This window comes from Spirosoma jeollabukense (assembly GCF_054777855.1).
In genome coordinates this window covers 90,111-111,399 of the sequence record NZ_BAAHAD010000005.1, presented here as the reverse complement: position 1 = coordinate 111,399, position 21,289 = coordinate 90,111, and the positions used below count along the sequence as shown (strand labels likewise).

15 protein-coding genes and 3 pseudogenes are annotated in these 21,289 nt (G+C 47.2%); 7 read left to right on the top strand and 11 right to left on the bottom strand.

Translation table 11 applies throughout. The annotated features are described in order from the left end of the window. Positions 1–24: 24 nt before the first annotated feature. Complete coding sequence (locus tag ACYVEA_RS19870; protein WP_461115179.1) at positions 25–1,770, bottom strand: GMC oxidoreductase; 1,746 nt, start codon at positions 1,768–1,770, stop codon at positions 25–27. Between the two features lie 357 nt (positions 1,771–2,127). Between ACYVEA_RS19870 and modA the strand changes: the two genes are divergently transcribed. The 5 genes and pseudogenes from modA to ACYVEA_RS19845 form a co-directional block, all read left to right on the top strand. Beyond that, positions 2,128–2,874 (top strand): molybdate ABC transporter substrate-binding protein, encoded by a 747-nt coding sequence (gene modA, locus ACYVEA_RS19865; protein WP_461115178.1) that lies wholly within the window; start codon positions 2,128–2,130, stop codon positions 2,872–2,874. A 17-nt stretch (positions 2,875–2,891) separates the two neighbouring features. Further along, positions 2,892–3,557 carry a molybdate ABC transporter permease subunit gene (gene modB / locus ACYVEA_RS19860; RefSeq protein WP_461115177.1) on the top strand — a complete coding sequence of 222 codons (666 nt, stop codon included), beginning with the start codon at positions 2,892–2,894 and terminating at the stop codon, positions 3,555–3,557. Beyond that, positions 3,554–4,387: an ATP-binding cassette domain-containing protein gene (locus ACYVEA_RS19855; protein ID WP_461115176.1), complete on the top strand. Its 834-nt coding sequence runs from the start codon at positions 3,554–3,556 to the stop codon at positions 4,385–4,387. Before modB ends, ACYVEA_RS19855 begins: the two co-directional genes overlap by 4 nt. A 276-nt stretch (positions 4,388–4,663) precedes the next feature. Further along, a pseudogene (locus ACYVEA_RS19850) lies at positions 4,664–4,867 on the top strand (PadR family transcriptional regulator); the annotation flags it as partial. A 7-nt stretch (positions 4,868–4,874) separates the two neighbouring features. Further along, positions 4,875–5,060, top strand: a pseudogene (locus ACYVEA_RS19845) (ABC transporter permease); the annotation flags it as partial. A gap of 17 nt (positions 5,061–5,077) precedes the next feature. Here ACYVEA_RS19845 and ACYVEA_RS19840 read toward each other — a convergent pair. The 5 genes from ACYVEA_RS19840 to ACYVEA_RS19820 form a co-directional block, all read right to left on the bottom strand. Beyond that, complete coding sequence (locus ACYVEA_RS19840; protein WP_461115175.1) at positions 5,078–5,737, bottom strand: DUF4276 family protein; 660 nt, start codon at positions 5,735–5,737, stop codon at positions 5,078–5,080. Next, positions 5,734–6,822 (bottom strand): AAA family ATPase, encoded by a 1,089-nt coding sequence (locus ACYVEA_RS19835; RefSeq protein ID WP_461115174.1) that lies wholly within the window; start codon positions 6,820–6,822, stop codon positions 5,734–5,736. The genes ACYVEA_RS19840 and ACYVEA_RS19835 overlap by 4 nt, the downstream gene beginning before the upstream one ends. Positions 6,823–6,978: 156 nt before the next feature. Beyond that, the gene (locus tag ACYVEA_RS19830; protein ID WP_461115173.1) at positions 6,979–9,867 is read right to left on the bottom strand and encodes an RNaseH domain-containing protein; all 2,889 of its coding nucleotides are present in this window, start codon (positions 9,865–9,867) and stop codon (positions 6,979–6,981) included. Next, positions 9,860–13,525, bottom strand: coding sequence for a pPIWI_RE_Z domain-containing protein (locus ACYVEA_RS19825; protein ID WP_461115172.1), 3,666 nt, complete (start codon positions 13,523–13,525; stop codon positions 9,860–9,862). Before ACYVEA_RS19825 ends, ACYVEA_RS19830 begins: the two co-directional genes overlap by 8 nt. Then, a complete protein-coding gene (locus tag ACYVEA_RS19820; RefSeq protein WP_461115171.1) occupies positions 13,522–14,703 on the bottom strand; it encodes a restriction endonuclease-related protein in 1,182 nt (393 codons plus the stop codon). The genes ACYVEA_RS19825 and ACYVEA_RS19820 overlap by 4 nt, the downstream gene beginning before the upstream one ends. Positions 14,704–14,785: 82 nt before the next feature. Here ACYVEA_RS19820 and ACYVEA_RS19815 point away from each other — a divergent pair, with 82 nt between their 5' ends. Further along, complete coding sequence (locus ACYVEA_RS19815) at positions 14,786–15,157, top strand: helix-turn-helix domain-containing protein (protein WP_461115170.1); 372 nt, start codon at positions 14,786–14,788, stop codon at positions 15,155–15,157. Beyond that, positions 15,157–15,690, top strand: a complete 534-nt coding sequence (locus ACYVEA_RS19810) for an ImmA/IrrE family metallo-endopeptidase (protein WP_461115169.1) — start codon at positions 15,157–15,159, stop codon at positions 15,688–15,690. Before ACYVEA_RS19815 ends, ACYVEA_RS19810 begins: the two co-directional genes overlap by 1 nt. Positions 15,691–16,047: 357 nt before the next feature. Here the strand turns inward: ACYVEA_RS19810 and ACYVEA_RS19805 are convergent, their stop codons facing one another. From ACYVEA_RS19805 to ACYVEA_RS19785, 5 genes and pseudogenes are all read right to left on the bottom strand, one after another. After that, positions 16,048–16,311: a hypothetical protein gene (locus ACYVEA_RS19805; protein ID WP_461115168.1), complete on the bottom strand. Its 264-nt coding sequence runs from the start codon at positions 16,309–16,311 to the stop codon at positions 16,048–16,050. Between the two features lie 501 nt (positions 16,312–16,812). Beyond that, positions 16,813–17,901 (bottom strand): hypothetical protein, encoded by a 1,089-nt coding sequence (locus tag ACYVEA_RS19800; RefSeq protein ID WP_461115167.1) that lies wholly within the window; start codon positions 17,899–17,901, stop codon positions 16,813–16,815. 16 nt (positions 17,902–17,917) lie between these two features. Then, positions 17,918–19,030 (bottom strand): hypothetical protein, encoded by a 1,113-nt coding sequence (locus tag ACYVEA_RS19795; protein WP_461115166.1) that lies wholly within the window; start codon positions 19,028–19,030, stop codon positions 17,918–17,920. Between the two features lie 141 nt (positions 19,031–19,171). Beyond that, the gene (locus ACYVEA_RS19790; RefSeq protein ID WP_461115165.1) at positions 19,172–20,998 is read right to left on the bottom strand and encodes a DUF885 domain-containing protein; all 1,827 of its coding nucleotides are present in this window, start codon (positions 20,996–20,998) and stop codon (positions 19,172–19,174) included. 69 nt (positions 20,999–21,067) lie between these two features. After that, positions 21,068–21,255 (bottom strand): annotated as a pseudogene (locus ACYVEA_RS19785) (M3 family metallopeptidase); the annotation flags it as partial. Positions 21,256–21,289: the final 34 nt, after the last annotated feature.

Below are 21,289 nucleotides of genomic sequence, written 5' to 3'. Positions count from 1 at the left end.
ACCGTAAACCGAAGACTATAAACCTTATATACTTTTCGCTTTGACCTGGTCAATGATGTATTCACTCGTTCGCATCGAACTGGCCAGAATCGTCCACGTAACGTTTTTGTCGCCCTGAGAAACGAACGGGGCGGCATCGACCACAAAGAGATTTTTTACATCGTGGGCCTGCTGGAATTTGTTCAGGGCTGACTTATTCGGATCATTGCCCATACGGACCGCACCCACTTCGTGAATGATACGTCCTGGGGGGGCAAGGCCGTAATTCTGTTCGGGACCGGGCTTGTTTCCCATCGGAATACCACCCATTGCGTGAATGATCTCCTCAAATGTATCCTGCATGTGCTTGGCCTGTTTAATCTCGGCATCAGCCCATTTGTAATGGAAACGTAGCGTTGGAATACCATATTTATCAACCGAGTTCGGGTCAATTTCGCAGTAGTTGCTTTCCAGCGGCACCGGCTCTCCCCTACCCGACATCCCGATATACGCCCCGTAGAATCGGCGGACGTCATCTTTTAAGCCCGCGCCGTAGCCGCCAGCGGGTTTCATCTTGCCATCTCGACCGGGTATTTTCCCATTCAGGGCTTCGATTCCTCCGCCGAAACCATAACCAGGCATTCCCATACCGCCACCGTACTCAATGTGGTAGCCACGCGGAAAATCCAGTTTTTTGTTATCGAGCCACCAGGGTGTGAATACGTGCATGCCGCCAACGCCATCTTCATTGTACCGTTTGCGATCCATCAACGCGGGCACAAAGCCCGATCGCGACGCCCCCGTTGAGTCATTCAGGTATTTACCTACGACACCGCTGGAGTTTGCCAATCCATTCGGGAAACGTGCCGATTTGGAGTTGAGCAATAGGCGGGCTGATTCGCAGGTGCTAGCGCCGAGAATAACCGTTTTAGCCTGTACCGACACTTCCTGCATGGTAATGGTATCAACGTAGGAAACACCGGTAGCCAAGCCCGTTTTCTGATCGGTCAGCACTTCGCGCACCATCGCGTTGTTCTGCAGCGTCAGATTGCCGGTTTTGAGCGCCGGAATACATAACACCGAGGAGGAAGAAAAATCAGCATAGGCCTGACAGCCCCGATTGCATTGATGGCAGTAAAAACACTGTCCCCGCTCTTTATTGATCGGTTGGGTCAGAATAGACAGCCGCGACGGAATGACGGGAACGCCAATTCCTTTGGCAGCTTTTTTCAGCATTAATTCGTGCAAACGGGGCTTGGGAGGTGGCAAAAAGATACCATCCGGTTCGTTAGGGAAGTTTTCGACTGAGCCAAAAACACCAATCAATTTATCGACACGGTCATAAAACGGCTTAAGGTCGTTGTAGCCAATCGGCCAGTCATCGCCAACGCCCGAAATTGAACCGCGTCTGAAATCGTCGGGCCCAAAGCGCATCGAAATCCGACCCCAGTGGTTAGTACGTCCCCCCAGCATTCGGGAGCGGAACCAGTGAAATTCAGCACCCGGTTTCGATGAGTAAGGTTCCCCTTCAATATCCCAGCCGCCCCAGGCCGCATCGAAATCACCGCCGGGCCGGGTTGTACTGGCACCGCGCCGGGGCGATTCGTACGGCCATTTAAGTTGCGTAATGTACTTGGGGTCGGCGGGGTCAAAATAGCCCCCAGCTTCCAGAAGCAGCACTTTGGCACCGGCTTTGGTCAGCATGTAGGCAGCCATCCCACCGCCCGCTCCCGACCCAACAATCACGGCGTCGTAAACAGTCGGGGCTTTTTTAAGTTGAAAAAGGTCCATATAGTTAGGCAAAAGAAGGCGTATTGAATGAGCAGGGATTAGATACCTAAAAAGTAAATTAACGCCGTCAACTACTGATGCGGCTTATACTCCTCAACACTTGTGCGCCAACTATGCAATCCAGTCGTTATATTTGCCAAAATATAACGAGTAATATTCATTCGTTTAAGTGGCGGTATACAGTTTGTATGTGGAAATTATGGCCGTTAAACACTCCCTGAATTTATTAATGAAGCAATCAGTACTTTCTCATCCATTTTCAAGGCAGATTTCTGTAGCCCTGTTGTTTTTGCTAACGCTGGTCTCGAGCCAAAAGACGGATAGTGACAGAGTCGGCTCAACGCCAATAGCCTCTTTATGAAAAAACTCCTCCTGCTTCTCTGCCTATTTTTACCCGCCGGTTTGCAGGCACAGGCACTTCGGGTAGCCGTAGCGGCCAACGCTCAGTTCGTGATGGAAGAACTCAGGACGGCTTTCCAGAAAAAAACCGGTATCACCATCGAGTCCATTGTCAATTCTTCCGGCAAGCTCACCACGCAGATTCAGCAGGGAGCCCCCTACGACGTTTTTTTATCGGCCGATATGGTCTATCCCACTACGTTGCATAAGCAGGGATTAACCAGGTCAGCACCGGTTGTCTATGCGTATGGGTCGCTGGTATTGTGGACGCTGGGCGAGTTTTCGTTATCGACTGATTTGAAGGTCCTGCTCAATGAGAAGATTCGTCATGTTGCTATTGCGAACCCTGCAACAGCCCCTTATGGCGAAGCAGCCGTGTCCTTATTGACTTATGCGAAATTACTCGAGAAGGTCCAGCCGAAAGTGGTCTATGGCGAGAGTATTGCCCAGGTGAATCAATACGTACTCACGGGCTCGGCGGAGATTGGTTTTACGGCTAAGTCAGTCGTGCTTGATCCCAGTTTGAAAGGAAAAGGGCACTGGATTGATTTGCCCGCCAAAGGCTACTCACCTATTGCGCAAGGTGTAGTGATTCTTAAACGTACCAGCCAGTTGAAAGCTGCCGAACAGTTTACCGCGTTTTTGCAGAGTCCGGCTGCCCACCGTATTTTGCAGCAGTTTGGCTATCGTTCATCCAGATCCTGATTCATACCTAGCAACCCATGCCCATCGACTGGGAACCCATTTGGTTAACCCTGCGCTTAGCCAGCATCACTACCCTGCTCCTGCTGATCATCGGTCTACCGCTGGCGGGTTGGCTGGCGCTCAGTCGATTCCGGCTCAAACCCGTGGTCGAAGCCATTATCAGTTTGCCGCTGGTATTGCCCCCCTCAGTGGTAGGATTTTACCTGCTCCTGGCTTTCAGCCCAACGAGTGGACTGGGGGGATGGCTGCTACGTACGGTGAATGTACAACTGGTCTTTTCGTTCGAGGGGCTGGTAGTGGCATCGCTGTTGTATAGTCTGCCCTTCATGGTACACCCCATTCAGGCAGGCCTGGAAAACTTGCCCGCTTCCTGGCGAGAAGCGTCCTACACACTGGGGCAGTCCCCCACGCGAACGTTATGGCGCGTATTACTGCCAAATTGCAAACCGGCTTTGCTAACGGGCATCGTCCTGTCCTTCGCGCATACGATTGGCGAGTTCGGCCTGGTGATGATGACTGGCGGTAACCTGCCCGGTCAAACCCGGGTGGCCTCCATCGCCATTTACGACGAAGTCGAACTCCTGCATTTCGAAACAGCCCATGCCTATGCAGCACTGCTCCTGGGACTTTCGTTCGCTATTTTGCTGCTGGTTTATGGCATTAACAAACGGGTGACGGTATGATCCATATCGATCTTGTGATGCCGCGTTTGTTTGCCGAAGGGACTGGTGCGCTCCAGCTTCAGCTAGCGTTGACGCCCGGTAGCCTGACCGCCGTGGTTGGTCCATCGGGTTCAGGCAAGACGACACTACTACGTGTATTGGCGGGATTGGAAACGCCACCTACAGGACGTATTGACATCATCGGAGCCATCTGGTTCGATACCAGCCAACAAATTAACCTGCCGCCCCAGCAACGTTCGATTGGATACGTATTTCAGGATACGGCGCTATTCCCGAACCTGAGTGTGCGCGAAAACATTCAATATGCCGCGCCTGCCGGTCAGCGCCAGCTCGTCGACGAACTCATTGATTCAACCGGACTTACCTCGTTTGTCGACAAAAAACCAACGGCCCTATCTGGAGGTCAGCGTCAACGGGTGGCTTTGGCGCGGGCCCTTGTTCGCCGACCGAAACTCTTGTTACTGGATGAGCCATTTGCCGCGCTGGACCCGGCAGCCGCTCAAACGCTACGTCAGGTACTGCTCGACCTGCACCGAACCTGGGGCACAACCACCCTACTGGTAAGCCACCACGACGTCGACGTTCAGGCGTTAGCCGATCGTGTAATTCGGTTAGTACAGGGGCAGATTCAAGCTGATTACAATAACGTAGCACCTCATTCTACTACGTCCCCCTTAGGGGAGCGTATTCGACGTATCGACTTTGACGAAGCGCATCAACAGTGGGTTATCGAAACAGAAACGACTGAATTGCGCTCTGCGAATCCGGCCTGGGGCCAACTAAACGTTGGTGATCTGATCGAACTCTCGTGGACACCGAAAGTACGTTGAACAAAGATCTATCTTCAAGTCATCCCAAGGAAACACCCGGTTTTGATCCGGAGCAATTGCTAATCCACTGCGCCGGGTTGACCCCCGGTGTCGCCTTCCTCTCGGGTAACTGCCCCCACCTTGTCCACCAGTGAACAACGGATGTCCGATTCTTTAACGAATCCGCCCATATTCCAGCATTAAAGTAGGGCCTGGTGGCTTTCAACAGCCTTTTCAAATTCTGGCAAGGGATTTGTTGTGCTCAATTACAACTAATCATTTCCGTCGGTTAATACAATGAGAAGAACCTTCCTGGGAGAGTTTGAAGAAATCGTGCTGCTGGTAGTGGCAGCCTGCACCGTCGATGCCTGTGGTGTCAATATCTGGGAAGATATTCAGCAACAGACCGGGCGTTCGATTACGATGAGTGCCGTCCATGCCACCTTATACCGGCTGGAAGAGAAAGGTTATTTGGCGTCATCAATGGGCGGAGCTACAGCCTAACGGGGCGTCGCCCGTGGCCTGGTACGCCATGAGCCAATGGTTACAGGGGTATGTCTACAGAATCAACATGGATTGGTGATTTTTTGCTGTGGTCGGCCTACTGGCAATCGGCATCGCTCTCCTAACAATTAGTTTCCAAAGTATAAAAGCCTCTTTGGTGAATCCCGTGAAGAGTTTGCGAAGTGAATAAGGAGTGGACACCAATATTTATAGTTTCGCCAAGCCTTCCAGCCTCGTTATCCACTCATTAAAGTGTGGACATTCGTTGCGGAGTACAAGTAGCGTGACATCTTTCAATATTAAGATTCCATCTGCGATTTTGTTGTATCCTGAACAAAGTGATAAAATACGCTTCGACGGAGCTGTATGTGGACTATCATTAATCTCTTCAGGTGTCTGGTATGCCTGTCTTATCGGTGCTAAGCTACCAGTAGGCAATTCAGGATGATCGAGTTGAAGCCAGCTCTCGGTGTGCGCTGGATCAGCAAAAAGTAACGCTTCAAACTCATGAAGTTGTAAATACGGAATGAACCGATAGTGGTTAATACGTTCTTCAAGTGCCTGTTCGAGTTGGGCAACACGGTCGTATGAACGTAGTAATCGAGTTTCATCGAAAGCCGGAAACTGGTTATCCAAGCCATACAGATCAATTAAAGTCGTATGCCAGGCAGTAGGATCTTCGCTAAGCCACTGCCTTATGTCGAACTCTGCCTTTCCAAAACTGGTATAACCTCCTCGATGGCCTTTGCTGGTACGTAGTCGACGCACATCAGCATAGATGCCTAATGGAAGTAGATGTGGACGCAGAATCTGGTTAACGAATTGTTCTTCAGCATGCCCTTCGGCCGTAACATTTAATCGAATCATGGAGTACCGCCTATTACATTTTTCTCCCATAGATCGCCCAGGCTATACTCGGTGAGCCAAGTAGACAGTGCTTCAGTCTGTAACCGCCGAAATGTGGAATGGCCATCTTCTCGATCCACAACGATAATATCATCGGGTGTGAACGCATTGACCAAATTAACGCTTTGGGTTGACACGATAACCTGTGTGCGCGACGCAGCTTTTTTTAGCAAACCGGCCAATAAAGCCAGTGCTGTGGGATGCAGCCCCAGCTCGGGTTCATCCAGAAGAATCAAGTTGGGGAGCTTAGGCTGTAAAAGTAATGTTGTCAGACAAATAAACCGTAGCGATCCGTCGGATAGATCACCTGCATTAAAGCGCATATCCGACTGATTGTCTTGCCATTCCAGCAGGATTTTCTGCTCATTGTATGGGTTAGGCCGAAACACAAAGTCCCTGAAAAAAGGCAGCATCAGTTGGATCGTATTAATAATACGCTCGTAATGTTTCGGTGATTTTTGTTGCATGTACCCTAGAAAAGCAGCCAGATTACCAGCGTCAGCGCGTAAAAATGCGGTGTCATTTATATCACTTAGTTTCTTAACAGGAGCTTCAGCACTCGTATCATGAAAGTGATATACACGCCAGTCATCCAGAGCCTCTTGAACCATCCGACTAATCCAATACTCGTTTTTAATTAATCCTGATTCTCTACTCCCCTCCGAGAGTGATTCACCAGCTAAGTCACCAGCCCTATTGTAAACAGCCGAAAAAACATCTTCATTTTCAATAATTAATCGATCGCTTTCAGCAGCAATTAGATCAATTCTATAATGAGCATCACTAAGCAACAAATGAATATTAATCTCTTTCGTCTCCCGGCTCCCGTAGTGTAGCAGTTTGTCGGCTCCGCCTTTCACAGCGGTATAAACTTGTAAACGTTGGTCGATTATTTCATGAAGAAAGCGAAATACTTCAATAAAATTCGACTTTCCCGCGCCGTTTTGTCCAATCAGTATATTTAGATTTTGAATCGGCAGATCGACGCTCTGAATTGACCGGAAGCCACTAACAAAAATTGATCGTAATGTATGTTGCTTATCCATATCCAAAACTACAATTATTTTTCTACCCGGTTGGTATTGGATCTTAGTAGAGTGTAATCGCTTGTTAGAACGTATTAGCATCGAACTAGCTTCCAGAGTATAATGCAGTAAAGTAACGCGGTGAATACATAAAGTGAATTGCTTGCTTTTGTTAGTTCAATCAATAATACCCAATATACATAGCTGGTCGTCTAACAAGCATTGCGCCAGATGTAATGGAAATGGTAGCACAGTGTTGCCCATCGCCCAGTTGGGAGACGAGCGTAGGTAGTGCACAACTCGGCATAAGGCTAAAAATAATTCGTCGGACTGAAAATCCTGACGAATAAAAAAAGGCACTAATTCAACCACTTGCGGGTGCTTAATAGCCAAGTTGGCGCCTGCTATCGCTTTACCTTTATCATCATAACGAGTTTCTAACTTATACAATCCTGCGCTAACTTCAGTGTTCTGTGCCTTTTGTGGGGTTGGTAGTTTACCCACAGAAAAATAATGCCACAGATTAGGATTAGTTTGATCCAGAAATCCACTTAACTCAGTAAAGTTGCGGGCGGGAGACTCATCATCGGTTGTTGGTATGTATTGTGGTGTTTCATTACCCATACGTAGCCGGATAACACCCAGCAAATTAGTTAGCCTGCTATCGTGACGCAAATACTTACCCTTAACGCTCACATTGGCTATATGAGTAAAGTCCAGAATATCACGTTTTGACGTTAACTCCTCATTTTTAAGCTGCGGCCAAATATGATAACGAGGATCTGAGCCGCTGCCATTTCGCCAAACATCAGCTTCTATCATGACGACAGTTGGACGTTCATGTTGAGCCGTTACTACTTGAGCAGCAAATTCAGCTAATTGACTATTAGTCAGATTCAAGGCATTCTTATCGGGCGCATTATGCCACTCTGCCCGTTTCTCTGCCAGCATACGCCCAATGGTTGGTCCAGCTTCGACATAAGGTATCCATTGATTAGGTTGGCTTGGTAGACATACGTCTACTTCTCCCGTCACCCGAAGTCGAACGGCTACAGCAAGATGCGTTTTGGGTATGTCTGATTTAGCATTGGTTTGATGCCGGTATAATGCGATCAAATCAAGTTTATTAGCTGCTTCATCCGATAAGCCAGCTTGCTTATAAATATCAGATGGCGCTCCCAGAAGGGTACCGGTTTGACGCAGTACAAGATCAAACAGACTCAATTGAGCACGTACTAAATCACCAGTTTCTGCCTTATTATTCTTAAATTCCTTCACTTTTTTGATACACTGTGACGCTATATTTAGTTGTGCACAGGCTTCACGAATAGCTCCTTTTGGTTGCTGACGCGGATCGATGCCTTTTCTTACCTGATAATTAATCTCGACAAGTGCAAGATTTATGGCTCCATTTGCTAGTACATACGGTTTGAGAAATTCAATCCATAATGCCTTTTTCTCGCGCTGCTGTTTTAGAAAATACAGAGCTGTGTTATCTTTATAAAGTGGGTCAGTAATGTCTTTATTATAAAGAGAAAGTAGTTGGCTGTTCGTGATATGTACGTCAACCACGTTTAGCCAAGCTGGATATGTGTCCCCTTCATTAATAAGTAGCATCCGTTTCAGTTGCTGATGCAGTAACCAACGGGTGCTGTTCTCCTGACAGACGACTAGAACTGAAATTGGAGATTGAGGTAAGTTTACAGCTAGTCGTTGCTGTAACGTTTGTAAAGGTCCGTCGCCGGCCTGGCGAGCTGGCGATTTTCGGTCTCGCCGGGTGGCAAGCTCTTCCCTATACTTGTTAAATGGCAACATAGCCGCTGATGCGGAGAACCCAATAGGTGCAGATATATCGGCAGGTAACTGACTATCTGGTTGTAGTAACCCATCTAACTGTTCAATAACTGCTTGTATAATCGCGTGCCGCTCATCAAGATGAAAACCAGTTTTAATGCCGTGATTTCGATTATGATATTTGTAACCTTCTGCATGTACAAGAAGATATTCATCACCAAAACGGTCCGTAGTGTTGCCTTTAACTCCAAATCGGTCAGGATTATTATGAACGAGTTCTGGTCCAACCAGTTTACGGCCGCCTACTCCCTCCAACAACTCAGGTAAATATTCACCCCAACAAAGATGGTCTGTATCACGATGGTGAGTTACGGGTAGACGCACAAGTGTTCCGTCGAACGGATAGGTCGTAATACGTCCGGTGCCGATTCCAACTAATATAGATGTATTTCGGTTAAAATTTCCATTATCCAATCGTTCATGTGCATATCGTTGGCAACTTAATTTTAAGAAAACCCAAGGTTTCAAATTACCGTCTGCATAGGTACGTCCAGCTTGCGTCTGTACTATGAAGTCGAGTCGATATGCAAAATAACCACCGCGTGTAGTAGTTGCGCCAGTCTTTTTATCTTCATGAATGTATGTGGCTTGAAAAGGTTGACTTACTACAAACAGGCCAGTGCGGTCGCCACTATTACCCTGAACCCGACGCCACTTGATTTGTTGTCCGTCGCCAATGTTAATGGTCTTCTCATGAAGTAACGAAGCCAGTAAAGCGGGGACTGCTTGATAAACCAAACCATTTTCGTGACTGGGGTTTAGTACTAACAACTCCGGCTTAATTGTTCGCCAGGAAGCTTGCTTGGGTAGTTCTTTTAGTGAGTCAAGAAATCGTTTACTATAATCAGCTTTTTTCTTCACCCGTTGCGGCAAGGTGTCAACCCAGTGTTGTCCCCAAATATTAATAAGCGGATGTAAATCAGCTAGTTCTGGGCGATGTAATACACCATTCGTACCGACTACGACAGCCCTATGGTTGTCAGCATTAAACCATTCAAAACCATGTGTTAATGTAGGCGCACAAGCTAATAAAGCATTATTTAAACGGCGTAACGGAGGGGCTTGTTTTCGCTGGGATGTGCTGATTGCCTGTCTAAACGTAGCGATTGCCTGCTGATAACTAGGGTCGAATAAAAGCGTCTCGACGTGCAAATCTCGAATCACTTCCGGCGATACGGTATAGCGAGCTAAAGTAATGTCAGAATTAATCATGGTGTGTGGTTGGTTTATCAGGTGCCCATTGAAAATTAACAATATTATCTACTAATGCAGTAGCCAACGGACCGTATAGCGGTTGGCAAATCATCTCTTCTGCGTTTTTAGCATCTCCGGCTACATAGTCTGCCAGTAGTTGAATCATGGCCGTTAGTAAGCTGGTTTTGGGTGTATCTGCCACACCCGGCGTCTTGGCATTAATAGGCCCCCAGGCCGCATCAACGAAGTATGCCCGAAACGGAACCCCTCCCCGTAGTAACCGGCCAACGGCTTGAATAATATAACCCAGTGTAGTAGCCGCCAAATCTTTGCGAGGGTAGCAGAGCAATTCTTCATTGTCAAACAGCATACTGTAATACTGCCGGCTTTCAACCAATTGCCAGTATCGTGTCGCCAATCGGCGTGCGGCTTCGGCGCGCCCGGCCAATCCATCTGTTTGCCAGGCCGCAAAATCAGCCTTATGTTGCCAGTCGAGGGAACGTCGGTTAACTTCCTGAGCAATGGCTTGCGTGTCATGCGGATGTGGATAGGGGCGCGTCAGAAAATAAACGGCTCCAAAAGCTGCTTTGCCGTTCGTATTCAAGATATTGAACCCTCGCCCAATTGCACTTAGCGGAGCCACTAGCACCCGGCCACCAGATCGGGCAAATTGTTCGATATCGGCGCGCCGAACGGTGAAAACTTTGTCCGCTTTTGTTAGTGAAACTTCATTTTCCGAGGTCTGCTCGTCGTTGTCTGCTACAAGGTATTTGATCATGCTCTGCTGGTCGGGCCATTGAAGTCGTAATTTATCGGCGACCCATTTAGCCTGTTCATAGGAGTTGACGAATAAAAGTAAGCGGTCTCGGTCATCCCAAGTGTAATTTTTCTGATTATCAGGTAGCTTCCCTGCCTGTTTTAGGCTTTCAAGCATCTGACCAAGATGCCCGCGACCATTCGCTCCAGCGAGTTGTCCAATCATTTGTTCTAGTCGGCTCAGTACTTTTGACTGCCCAGTCCCAGAAATGCGAATCGGTTTATTATTTGTGTCATACTGTGGTAGAAATGCGAAAAGACTCTCGGCAATAGCATCATTGTCTTCCTTATGAGGGAGAAGTACGTAATGAGGACGGCCAACATGAAAAGCTGTTGAATCGGGTAGGTACGACGTACCTGATAAAGCTAGTACGTTAGAACCGCGTCGTCCCGTCAAAGACGTAAGCAGGTTATGAAAATTCAGGACGTAGCACCGGCCGATATTAGTATAGGCAAACAAACTTAAGCTCTGATTCCCCTCGCCACGTGCATAATATGTACCAAACTGTCGTCCGGTTAAAGGCACAGGAAGGATTGTCTGCATAGATGTGTTACTATGATAATTGGGTGATGTGCCTTGAAGTGTAGCGTAGTCGGGACGACTGTCCCACTCATAAAAAATAATTCTGGCCCGGTTATCAAGCAACGTGATAGTCAGAACAAACTGAAGTCGATAAGCTAGACTGTCAATCGTATCAACGTCTTTCCCTGTAAACACATTCGATAAATTTTCTTGAGATTCACTACGTATCTGTTCTCGCAACTTGTCCAATCGAGCTGAAGTTTGCGGAAAATGCTCAAGAATCCACGATCGACAATCTTGCCTTATAACTGGGTTCAAAGCGTTATTTCCAGTCGCGTCGATGCGTAATAAAATCATTGACAAAGCAGCCGCAGCCTGATTCCCTGATACGCGCGTTAACTCTTCCGCTTCCAGAAGTACGTTGAAAACGCTCATAACTTCCGATGTACGTTGTTCGTGTTCCTGCCGGATAGCTTGCGAAACGTCTGATCCGTCCACTTCTCTTAATCCAGCTATGCGCCTAGCTAAACGGTAGAAAAGTGTTTGTGGCGTAAATTGTCGTCTAGCGATCCATTTTGTTAAAATATCATTGTTGGCTTTGTCATTGACTGAGTCGAGCAAGGTCAATACTGATGTAACCAACTGTTGTCCTGAACGCTCGGCTCCACTCCAACGCTGTGTGCGTGATGCGCGGGCCATTGTACGGTATTGGATGGCATATTCCTCTGTTGGCACTGTGATCTTATCGAGTAGGCCTTTTGCTCCACCTGTAAGCTTCACCTCTTGAGCATACTGATCGTCAAACCATTTAATAATGGTATCGGCTTCATCAAAGATCACCACATCGGATTGTTCGTGAATCAACTCGCCTAGTCTAAGACGTCGGTTATCCCAGTGAACTGGTAACGGGCTAATACCCATTGCACCAGGCGTAGTAATCCAGATAGCGGCCGTTGGCATATCGCGATAAAGTTGATATTGCGGGCAGTTTGCTATGAATGGGCAAGCACTTACCTTTTTCTCAGGTAGTTCTTCTGGCTTATTATTTGACCCACCTTTTTTAGGTTTCGGTTTAACCATTTTGTGTAACTGCCGACAAGGTTCTGTGCCAGGAACGAAGACACCGCCATTGAAACGTTCAGCGATCACATTGTCAGGGAGGCAACTTTGTAATGGGCAAAGCGGGCTAATCCAACGCTCTGCCCAATGTGGTTGATGGCGAGCCTGGTGACGTTGATACTCTTCTGATGAGTAAAATCCTTTACAATGAGCTTGGCGGCTGTTACGTCCCAGTAACGGCACTGCTATTGGTGTGTCCGTTTCAGGTATATCTAAGAACCAGTAATTCAGTTGATTCGCAAGTCGAAGAGCTGACTGAACATCGCCTACCACTAATGTTAGCCGCTGATTTGATGCTTGCTCAACTATATAAGCAGCCAAAAGCATAGCTAGTGTTGATTTACCCGAAGCAACCATGCCCGCTATGTGCGTAAAGCCATCTAGGGTCAACCATTCGGCTTCCTCAAGAGTTTTTTCCCTAACTATTTGCAACGTCAATCGATCCAGACGTTCAGACCAGGAAGTAGAAGATGGTGAATACCCATAGCGTGTTGCTAGTAATCGTTCACGCTGATCAATTCGTTGTGCTACGGCCCGTAAAGATGTAACGGACACTCGAAATGAACCTCGTTCACCAGGGATAGTTAACCAGTTTGTTGGTAGTGGAAGTTGTTGATCCAACAAGTCTGCGGGAAAGCTTACATTAGCTTCGACAATTTGATGCCTAAGGACTCCTTCGGATGAGGTCGCTTGAACATGGGTTTTGAAATAGTAAGAAACGTTAGCCACAGCCAGGCTAGGAGGAGTTTGGCGGTGATAGTCAAGCCGAGAAACCACACATTGCTCGTAGATGGTCAAATGGATATGGTGTTGATAGCTTCCTGAACGTCGGGCGTGAGTAAGAAGTGTGGGGCCGGGTGAGTCAAGTTCGAATTCATAGCCTCGCAATTCGTCAGGTAATTCCTGATACCTTCGTAATTCATTTAGCCATGCCGATTTAGCCGAAAAGGGAACAATCTGACGAACATTATCTAAAGCGGTGCGATCCTCTTCAGTGAGCCGTTGTAGTCGTGATTCAAACAAAGGTGATGCGCCCAGGAGCGCCCAGAATATTGTTACAGGTTCATCAGCAAAACCTAGTCGCTCGGCCAATGCAAATGTTAATTCAGTACGTAATAATGAGTAAGCCTCCGTTTTGGACAAAACCTCGTCGTTTACAAGTTCGTCAATCCGGGCCGTGAAGCACGCAGGTGGGTCAAATAGTGGTAAAAAGTTCATGGTTTTCGGCGTGGTTTACGAATAGATTTCAAGTGAATATCAAGGCGCTCAAGCAGTTGGCTACTACTGACAATGTTATGGCTGGCTGGTAAATCTGTGTTGCTTTTCAACAAAGGCAGGTAATGTGGGTTATTTTCAATCCATCGGTCAGGGATTACATAAAACGCAGCACGGTAATCTAAGTCGTTACGACCGTCAAGTACCTTGAGTTCAGGTAGTAATCGCTGTGGATGCTGGTAATCTTTTACATCAATTGCCCAAGCCATTCCGCTCGTAAATTCGATTCGTATGTCATATTGATCAACCCCTGGCCAGAGCTCAACCGCCTTCATTAGGCCGGGCCGCTCTTGTTGGCGCTTATATAATTGGTTGAAAAGAAAAAGCTCAGGTAAGCCTGGAAAGCAAGTACGAACATGGATTCCTGTTCGTATGCGGAGTATAGGCTCTCGTTCACTAGACTCTTGCCAAATGTGTTCAGCTTCGGTTGGGTGATAATTACAGATACTTTGCCTAATACCTACCAAGGCATTTCCTTCCCAATGCAACGGTCCACAATGATGACAAGACCATTGAGTTTGCCCGTCATTACATGGTTCATAGAAATCGCTAACCTTGGGAAATGTCACGTACTTGCCAGACCAGAATTTCCTGCGGATAGTATTTGTCGTAGTAATTGGTGATTCGATTAAAAAACGGCGTAATTGGACGTATTCCTGCTGAATCTGCTCCCGCTGTTCAGCATTCAATTCGTCTCGATAGGCATCTTTTAAATTAAGATAAAGCGATCTAAATAGGCGATTTTCTACACCTACTGCTGTGTACATGGGTGAAGCAGTAGCGTCTATTTCGCTTAGTACAGAATAGTAGTAAGCGACTGCTTCGTCTGACGGTCGGTTCTGTACCAGTAAAGAATCTGTCGATGCAAATTCTTGTGGTAATACATAGTTGGCTGGCCACCATGACTGTATAGGTTGATGAAACAAATTGAGCCAACCTTGAAGCGTTCGGGGAGCGCTAGTTGACAGTTGTAACGCAAGACGTTGACAGACTTGTTGAAATAAAACTGGGTAGGGATAAGGCGACTGCCGTTGCTTATCGGTTAGCTCAAACAAGCCAAGTAAAAGCTTATCAAATAAGATTGTTTGTGGCATAATAGAGCGAATGTTTCCTTTGTGCATCAATCGTATTACAAATAAAACGGATTATTTTCTTTGTGTCAACAATGAAATGAGTTTTTTTTGTGTGAAACAGTAGAATTTTATGGCGTATCAATTGGATGCTGACCGGCTGGCGACATTACTCCGTGCAAAACGGGCTGGGAGAGGTTTGCGTGATATAGCCGATGAAATAGGTGAGGTAAGTCCTTCGACACTGTCGCGGGTCGAAAATGGTAAGGCGCCCGACCTTACTACTTTTTTACTAATCTGCGACTGGTTACAGGTAGCACCGGATGAATTATTAAGAAAAGAAGAGGAGACTGCTAGTAAAGAGACAAATCCTTTAGAAGAGGTCGCTTTATTGTTACGCTCCAATAGAAATTTAGACGCTGCAACTGCTAAAACCTTGGCTACCGTAATAAAAGCGGCCTATCAAAGTTTAACAGGTAATCCTAATCCGCTAGAGTCTAACTGATGCCCACCAACAGTTTGAGCTTTGCTTTCCGGCAACGATGCGAGGCTATTGCCACTGAGCAGCGTTACTTACTCAACAAATTGGCCTTTGATCCACTGCCCGCCATCGATTTAGTAAACATGCTGGGGATTCGTGTTCAATCTACTGAACAGACTGGAGTTGATGGAGCCGTGCTCATTGAATTGATGGATGCCCAGAACTGGTCAGCAATGCTTTTTGGTGCAAATCCGCCAATGATTATTTATCGCCCAGATCATAGTCTAGCAAGGAGAGAGTCTGACCTTATGCATGAGCTAGCCCATGTATTGCTCAAACATCCATATGGACGGTATAATGCAATAACCAGTACGATTAGCAAAAACAGTCAGCACGAACAGGAAGCCGATTACTTAGGAAGCTGTCTGCAAATTCCTCGTCGCGCTATGCAATGGGCAGCACAGTTAGGTTTAACAATTGATCAAACCGCTTCGCACTTCGGCGCAAGCACCCAAATGGTCGAATGGCGAATCCGAATGACTGGCATAAGCCTATAGTGAATGATTCTGTAAGTATAAATAATCGTCTTCAATCAGTTTCCAAAGCATCAAAGCCGCCTTCATAAATCCCGTAAAAAGTTTGCGAAACGAGTAAATCGTACCTGAAGAGAAAGTATCCTCGTTTACTTAAGTGCCATGTATGTTAGGAGTCAGGCTTGTTAGTAATAACGAGCCTGGTCCTAATGGTTTTCGAATTACCCTATTTAGATTCACTATGGTTCAGTTTGTCGAGCGCAGAACTTTGTCTCTTGTAATAGCCAGAATGGCCGGAGGTTGTCTACATCGCAAAGAAGTCATTACGTTAGGTTACACTACGTCACTCTATATAAAAAAGCAAAGCGTTATGACAGATGTTTATCTTTTCCTCATAAGCCCAATTAGCTTATTTCTCAAGGGTTGATCAACCCCCTCTTGTCGTAGTCTTTCCTCAAATACTGCTTTAAACTGTTCAGATGTAAGCCCTGACTCCATAAGTAGTAAGTCTTGTAGAAGACTATCTATTATTATCCAATCACTATTGGCCATTGTTGCTTTATCCTTTTTTGAACCGGAGCGAGCCCAAGCATCTATGTCGCCATTGTAGTACTGATAAATTTCTATTTTTTTGAGCGTCAGCATACCTTAAAATGGGCGTTGTCCCTAACTTCGATTTGAACTTTGTGCGTACCGATCCGCCACGGCAACTATTAGCCGTCTGGTTTCTTCAGCCTTTAATTTATGAGCGGCTAACAGGGCCCTAAAAAGCGAAGAATATAGAAACGCTATGCCGCGTTTACATTTTACCACAAGTGGCGAATCTAGTTCAACGTTAGGTTTTGTCAGTAAGTCACGATACGCAATAAAGCTGACGCCGACCGGATTTGGCGCAAACGGCGCTTTGGGTCTACTTTGTTGCTCTGTTTTAAGCGTAGACCTCAATCTAGCGTAGCTAACAAACTCACTCCGAAAGCTCAAATTGTTGTAAACTTCTTCGACTAACTGTTCATGTGTTTTCATAACCTGTATGATTTATAACCACGAAAAAACTGCTATTACGTTAAAGTTCAAGTAGGGGAAAATTCAAGTTGTCAATAAGATGCTGTTTATACGTTTTCGTAAGCGTGTACTTATGTCCATTTACTAACGCACATTAAAGCGAAGTTCCACGAATGGCTGAGTTGATACCGGGCGGTTCTTGCCGGTTATGTTTCGGTCGAACGGGCGGTTGAGGTTGTTGCCCGCCAGATCTTCCAGCCGACTCTCAATACGCAACCTGTACAGACCCCCTTTCCAGGCTTCGCTGGGGATAAACAAGCCTCGTTTTTCGCTGTCTGCCAGTTGCCATTTCCCTGAAACGATTTTCCTGTCTTGGTCCAAGACGTGCAGCGTTTCGGTCAGTAAATTGTAATCGAGCGATTCGCCAAACGCTACGTCCAGCGGCTGCCCACTGCCTGTTCGTGGCTGGTTAATCCGCCATCGCGCGGGCACTGGCGACAGACTGTCCCGCTGCACCGTCGAAAACGTTTTGGTTGTCGTCTTCGCCAACGTGGCTCCCTGCTGATCGGGCCAGGCAGCCGAAACGACTAGCTGATACTGTTCACCCCTTTGTAAAGGAGCTCCTAATCGTTTGTTGGGTTGCAGATCGCGTTTGATACGTCCGGGATCGAGCCACAGCGTGAGAATGGTCCGTTCGGCGTTCCAGAGCTCCGGTTGCAGATCGAGAAATACACCGGGCAACGTATCAGTCTTGTTTTTTACCAGCGATACGTATTTCTGCGATTGTCCTTCCCGCATGGGGCGCGAAAAATGCAGGTAGATTTTCAACAGGTTGTCCGGCAGGGAATCGCCAGACGGGTAGATCGCCAGCAAAGCCGGCTTGTCGCCCGAGGACAGACCGGGAATGGTAATTTCGCTCAGGCGTTTATTTTTTAGCCACAGAACGTAGCGCAGGCCCCGCGTAAACGGAATAAGCGGCTCGAAGATAATACTGTCATCAATCCGTTTGTAATTACCTAAAATAGCCGTGTTCTGATCGGCCAGCCGCACCGCCAGCCGTTGCTCCAGCGAATCGGCCGGGATGGACTTTGTAAACTGGTTGGGAATAGAAATACCCACCGCGCGCTTATCCTCCCAACGGATGGTGATTTCAGCATCTTCCGAAGACTGACAGGCAGGAAAAAGCCCGGAAACAAAAAAAATCAGGCCATACGTAGCGCATAACCTGATCAAGATTTTTCCGAAAGGTTTATAACATCCGGTCATTGGAAGTCCAGAGATCAAGATTCCCGTTTGATCGACGTTGTAATAACACCATGCGGGAGTCATCCAGTTTGTCAAGCTGGATCACGTTTGTCACAGGCAACGATACAAAATCCACCCCGGCGGTTGCATAATTTTCAACCACGGGCGTTGTCAGTGAACCCTGATAGGCTTCAATATTTTTGTACTTCACTTTGAAAACCGGACGGCTCGAATTGGCCATCATCAAATAGGATTCATCGCCTTTTTTCATCGTAACCATGTCAATCGGCTGGTTACCACTGCCCATTTCGGCAACGGTACGTCCTTTTACGTGGCTTCCAGCCTTCAACTCATCGAGCGGAAACAGAACCAGCGGTGTACAGGTGTAGCTGGCCACCAGGTACTTTTTGCCTTTTATGTCGGTTGTCGTAAAGGTCTTGATGGGCGCCATTGTTTCGTATTTACCGTGGGCCGCATGATAAATTTCGAGCGACGCCTGATCCTGAACGTTCGTGAACGGAAACGGAATGCTGCGGAACGTAGAACCGAATTCCTGATTCGACAAGCCGCTGACCATCACTTTTCCATCGGCAAAACCCATATCCGAAATAGACGCAATACGTAGTGATTCACCGCGCTGGCCTTTGGCATCTTCGGCAGGCGCGTTCGTCAATGCAATAGTTGAAAACGGGATTTCTTTCAGTGATACATTGGTAATTTTATCGCCTTCAATCTTGAGTAAAACCGGCGTCCCATCGCCAGACTGCACGGCACAATACACATTTTTTGAAGCCGGATTAACGGCCATGTCCTGAATGGTGATGTTACTCACTTCGGTCCCTAAAAGAGCCGCAATTTTCTGATCAATGTTTTTGATTTCAACGGCGCTGGGTTTTTCATTCATTGCCGCATCTTTAGTGTCGACCGCAAAAACCGTCGCGCTTTTTCCATCCCCAATGAACAGGACCCCGGCCGGGCCGAACGTCATGGCATTGATTGATTTAATGCCGGGCGTTCCGGTTACAAATCCATACTTGTTTTTGGGCGAACGAGTCGTTGTTGCCAGCAGCACAAGTCCGGCTAAGGCAAGCGCCAGTACGGAATACGTCTTTTTCATGTTCGTAGAGGTTAGTTTTAAGAATACGTTGATAACCAGGCCGAATATAGGCATAGTATCCTAGGTATCAAGGCATTTCGATTGTGTTATTTCATAAACCGAGCGTGGGCTAACTACCTTTATGCTACGTGCCGGACTTACTCACTTTTCCTGCTGGATGTAGGCGTCAATGTTTTCTTCCAGAATAGACAGCGGCACCGATCCATTCATTAAAACGACCCGATGAAATTGCTTCAAATCAAATTTGGGACCGAGTGCCTGTTTTGCTTTTTCGCGCAGCGCTAAAATCTTCATTATCCCAATCTTGTAAGCACAGGCTTGCCCCGGCATAACAATGTATCGTTCGATTTCAGTAACCACCTCGCCATCGGACATGCCTGTATTGGCTGTCATATAATCGATGGCCTTTTCCCGCGTCCATCGTTTGTAGTGAATGCCCGTATCGACCACCAACCGAACGGCCCGAAACATTTCGGCCTGTAAGCGACCCAGATTCCCGAACGGGTCATTTTTGTAAAAGCCCAGTTCATAAGCAAGTTGTTCGCTATACAACGCCCAGCCTTCGGCGTAGGCTGTAAACGGAATAATGGTGCGAAAAATGGGCAGCTCTTTCAGCTCCGTCTGAATACCCAACTGAAAATGATGGCCAGGAATGCCCTCGTGATAGGCCAGCGTCTTCATGCCATATTTCGGGTGTTCAGAAACCTTTCGGACATTGGCAAAAAATATACCGCCCTTCGACCCATCCATGGCAGGGAGGTTATAACTCCCTATGGCCATACCCGCTTCTTTGAAGGCAGGCACTCGCTCTACGGTAATCGCGGCCCTCGGGCGGATGTCAAAGGCCGCGTCCAGTTCTTTACCCGCTACGTTGATAATGCGGGCGTATTCGGCCAGAACCATCTCTTTTCCAGCGGGCGTTTCGGGAAACAGAAAACGGGATTCTTTACTCAAGCCCTGAACAACGGCCCCAATCGACTTGGTCGTATCGGTATAGCCTTCGCTTGTCAGAATGGCCCACATCTCTTTTTTGATCCGACTTACTTCCCGCAAGCCGATCTGATGGACTTCCTCCGGGCTTAGCTCCGTTGTGGTGTTGGTCCGCAACCGATACCGATAATAGGCATCGCCGTTGGGCAGTTTCCAGACGCCGTCATCGGTGGTTGCTCTGGCATACAACCCTTCGTTATAGGCAATCAGTTTTTGATAGGCTCCGAATACGGACGTTTGAATTTTATCGGCCACCTGTTTAGCATAGGCCGCTTTCTCTTCGGTCGACAAGCCGTCTAGCTTGGCTATCTTCTCGTTGAAATTGGTGTAGAGTATGTTCTTGCCAACCCCTCCGCCAATAAAGCCTTTCATTTCATCCAGTACGCGTTTAATCACGAACTTTGGCGGCACAATACCCCGTTGTTCCCTGATTTTGAGGCACTCCAGTACCTGATTAAACTTGGTTTCGAATCCAGACAAGCGGGCCATATAGGCCTTAATATCCCCTTCACTTTTCAACTTATGATGGGTAACAAGTAAGCTGGGCATCCCGTTTTGCACGCCAAACATCTGATTGAGCGGGTAATCATGATAAAAAAACGGCTCCCTGTCCAGTTCGCTTTTTATGTACCAGCCAAATATTTTCGTATTCAGCTTGTTGGCCTTGGACTGACTCCCGAAGTCGTACGACTGAAGTGTAGCGTAGGTGTCCTTAGTTTTCTGAAAATCGCTCCGCAGGCGGGTGTCAGATACATCGTCCCACTCGTCTTTGGTCAGATCGTACAGCACCGGAATGCCGAGTGTTGTAACGATTTCCGGACTACGCAAAGCTAACTTTATAAATTCGCGGTCATAGAACTGCCGGATACTGAACGGGGTAAACCAGATCAGGTTGATAAGCCATACTGAGCCAATCAGCAACATGAGCAGCAACGTTCGTGATACCCAGAATTTCCAGGATCTTTTAGTAGTAGCCATAGTTGAATCGATAGGTGGTTAATAAGAGGTTATTTTTGGTGTGAATAGATAATTATCGATGGCTACTCTTTATAAGATCAAACCGCTACGTCGCAGCATGGCTTTGGGCGATGGTTCGCGCCCCCGGAATTTCTTATAGAGATCCATTGGCTTTTCACTGCCACCTTTCTCCAGAATATTCTTGCGGAAGCTATCGGCGGCTGCTTTATTCTCCAGCGCTCTTTTTCCTTGAAAAATTCAAAGGCATCCGCATCCAGATGAGAATTAGCTACGTTCGTTTGTCGAGCCATT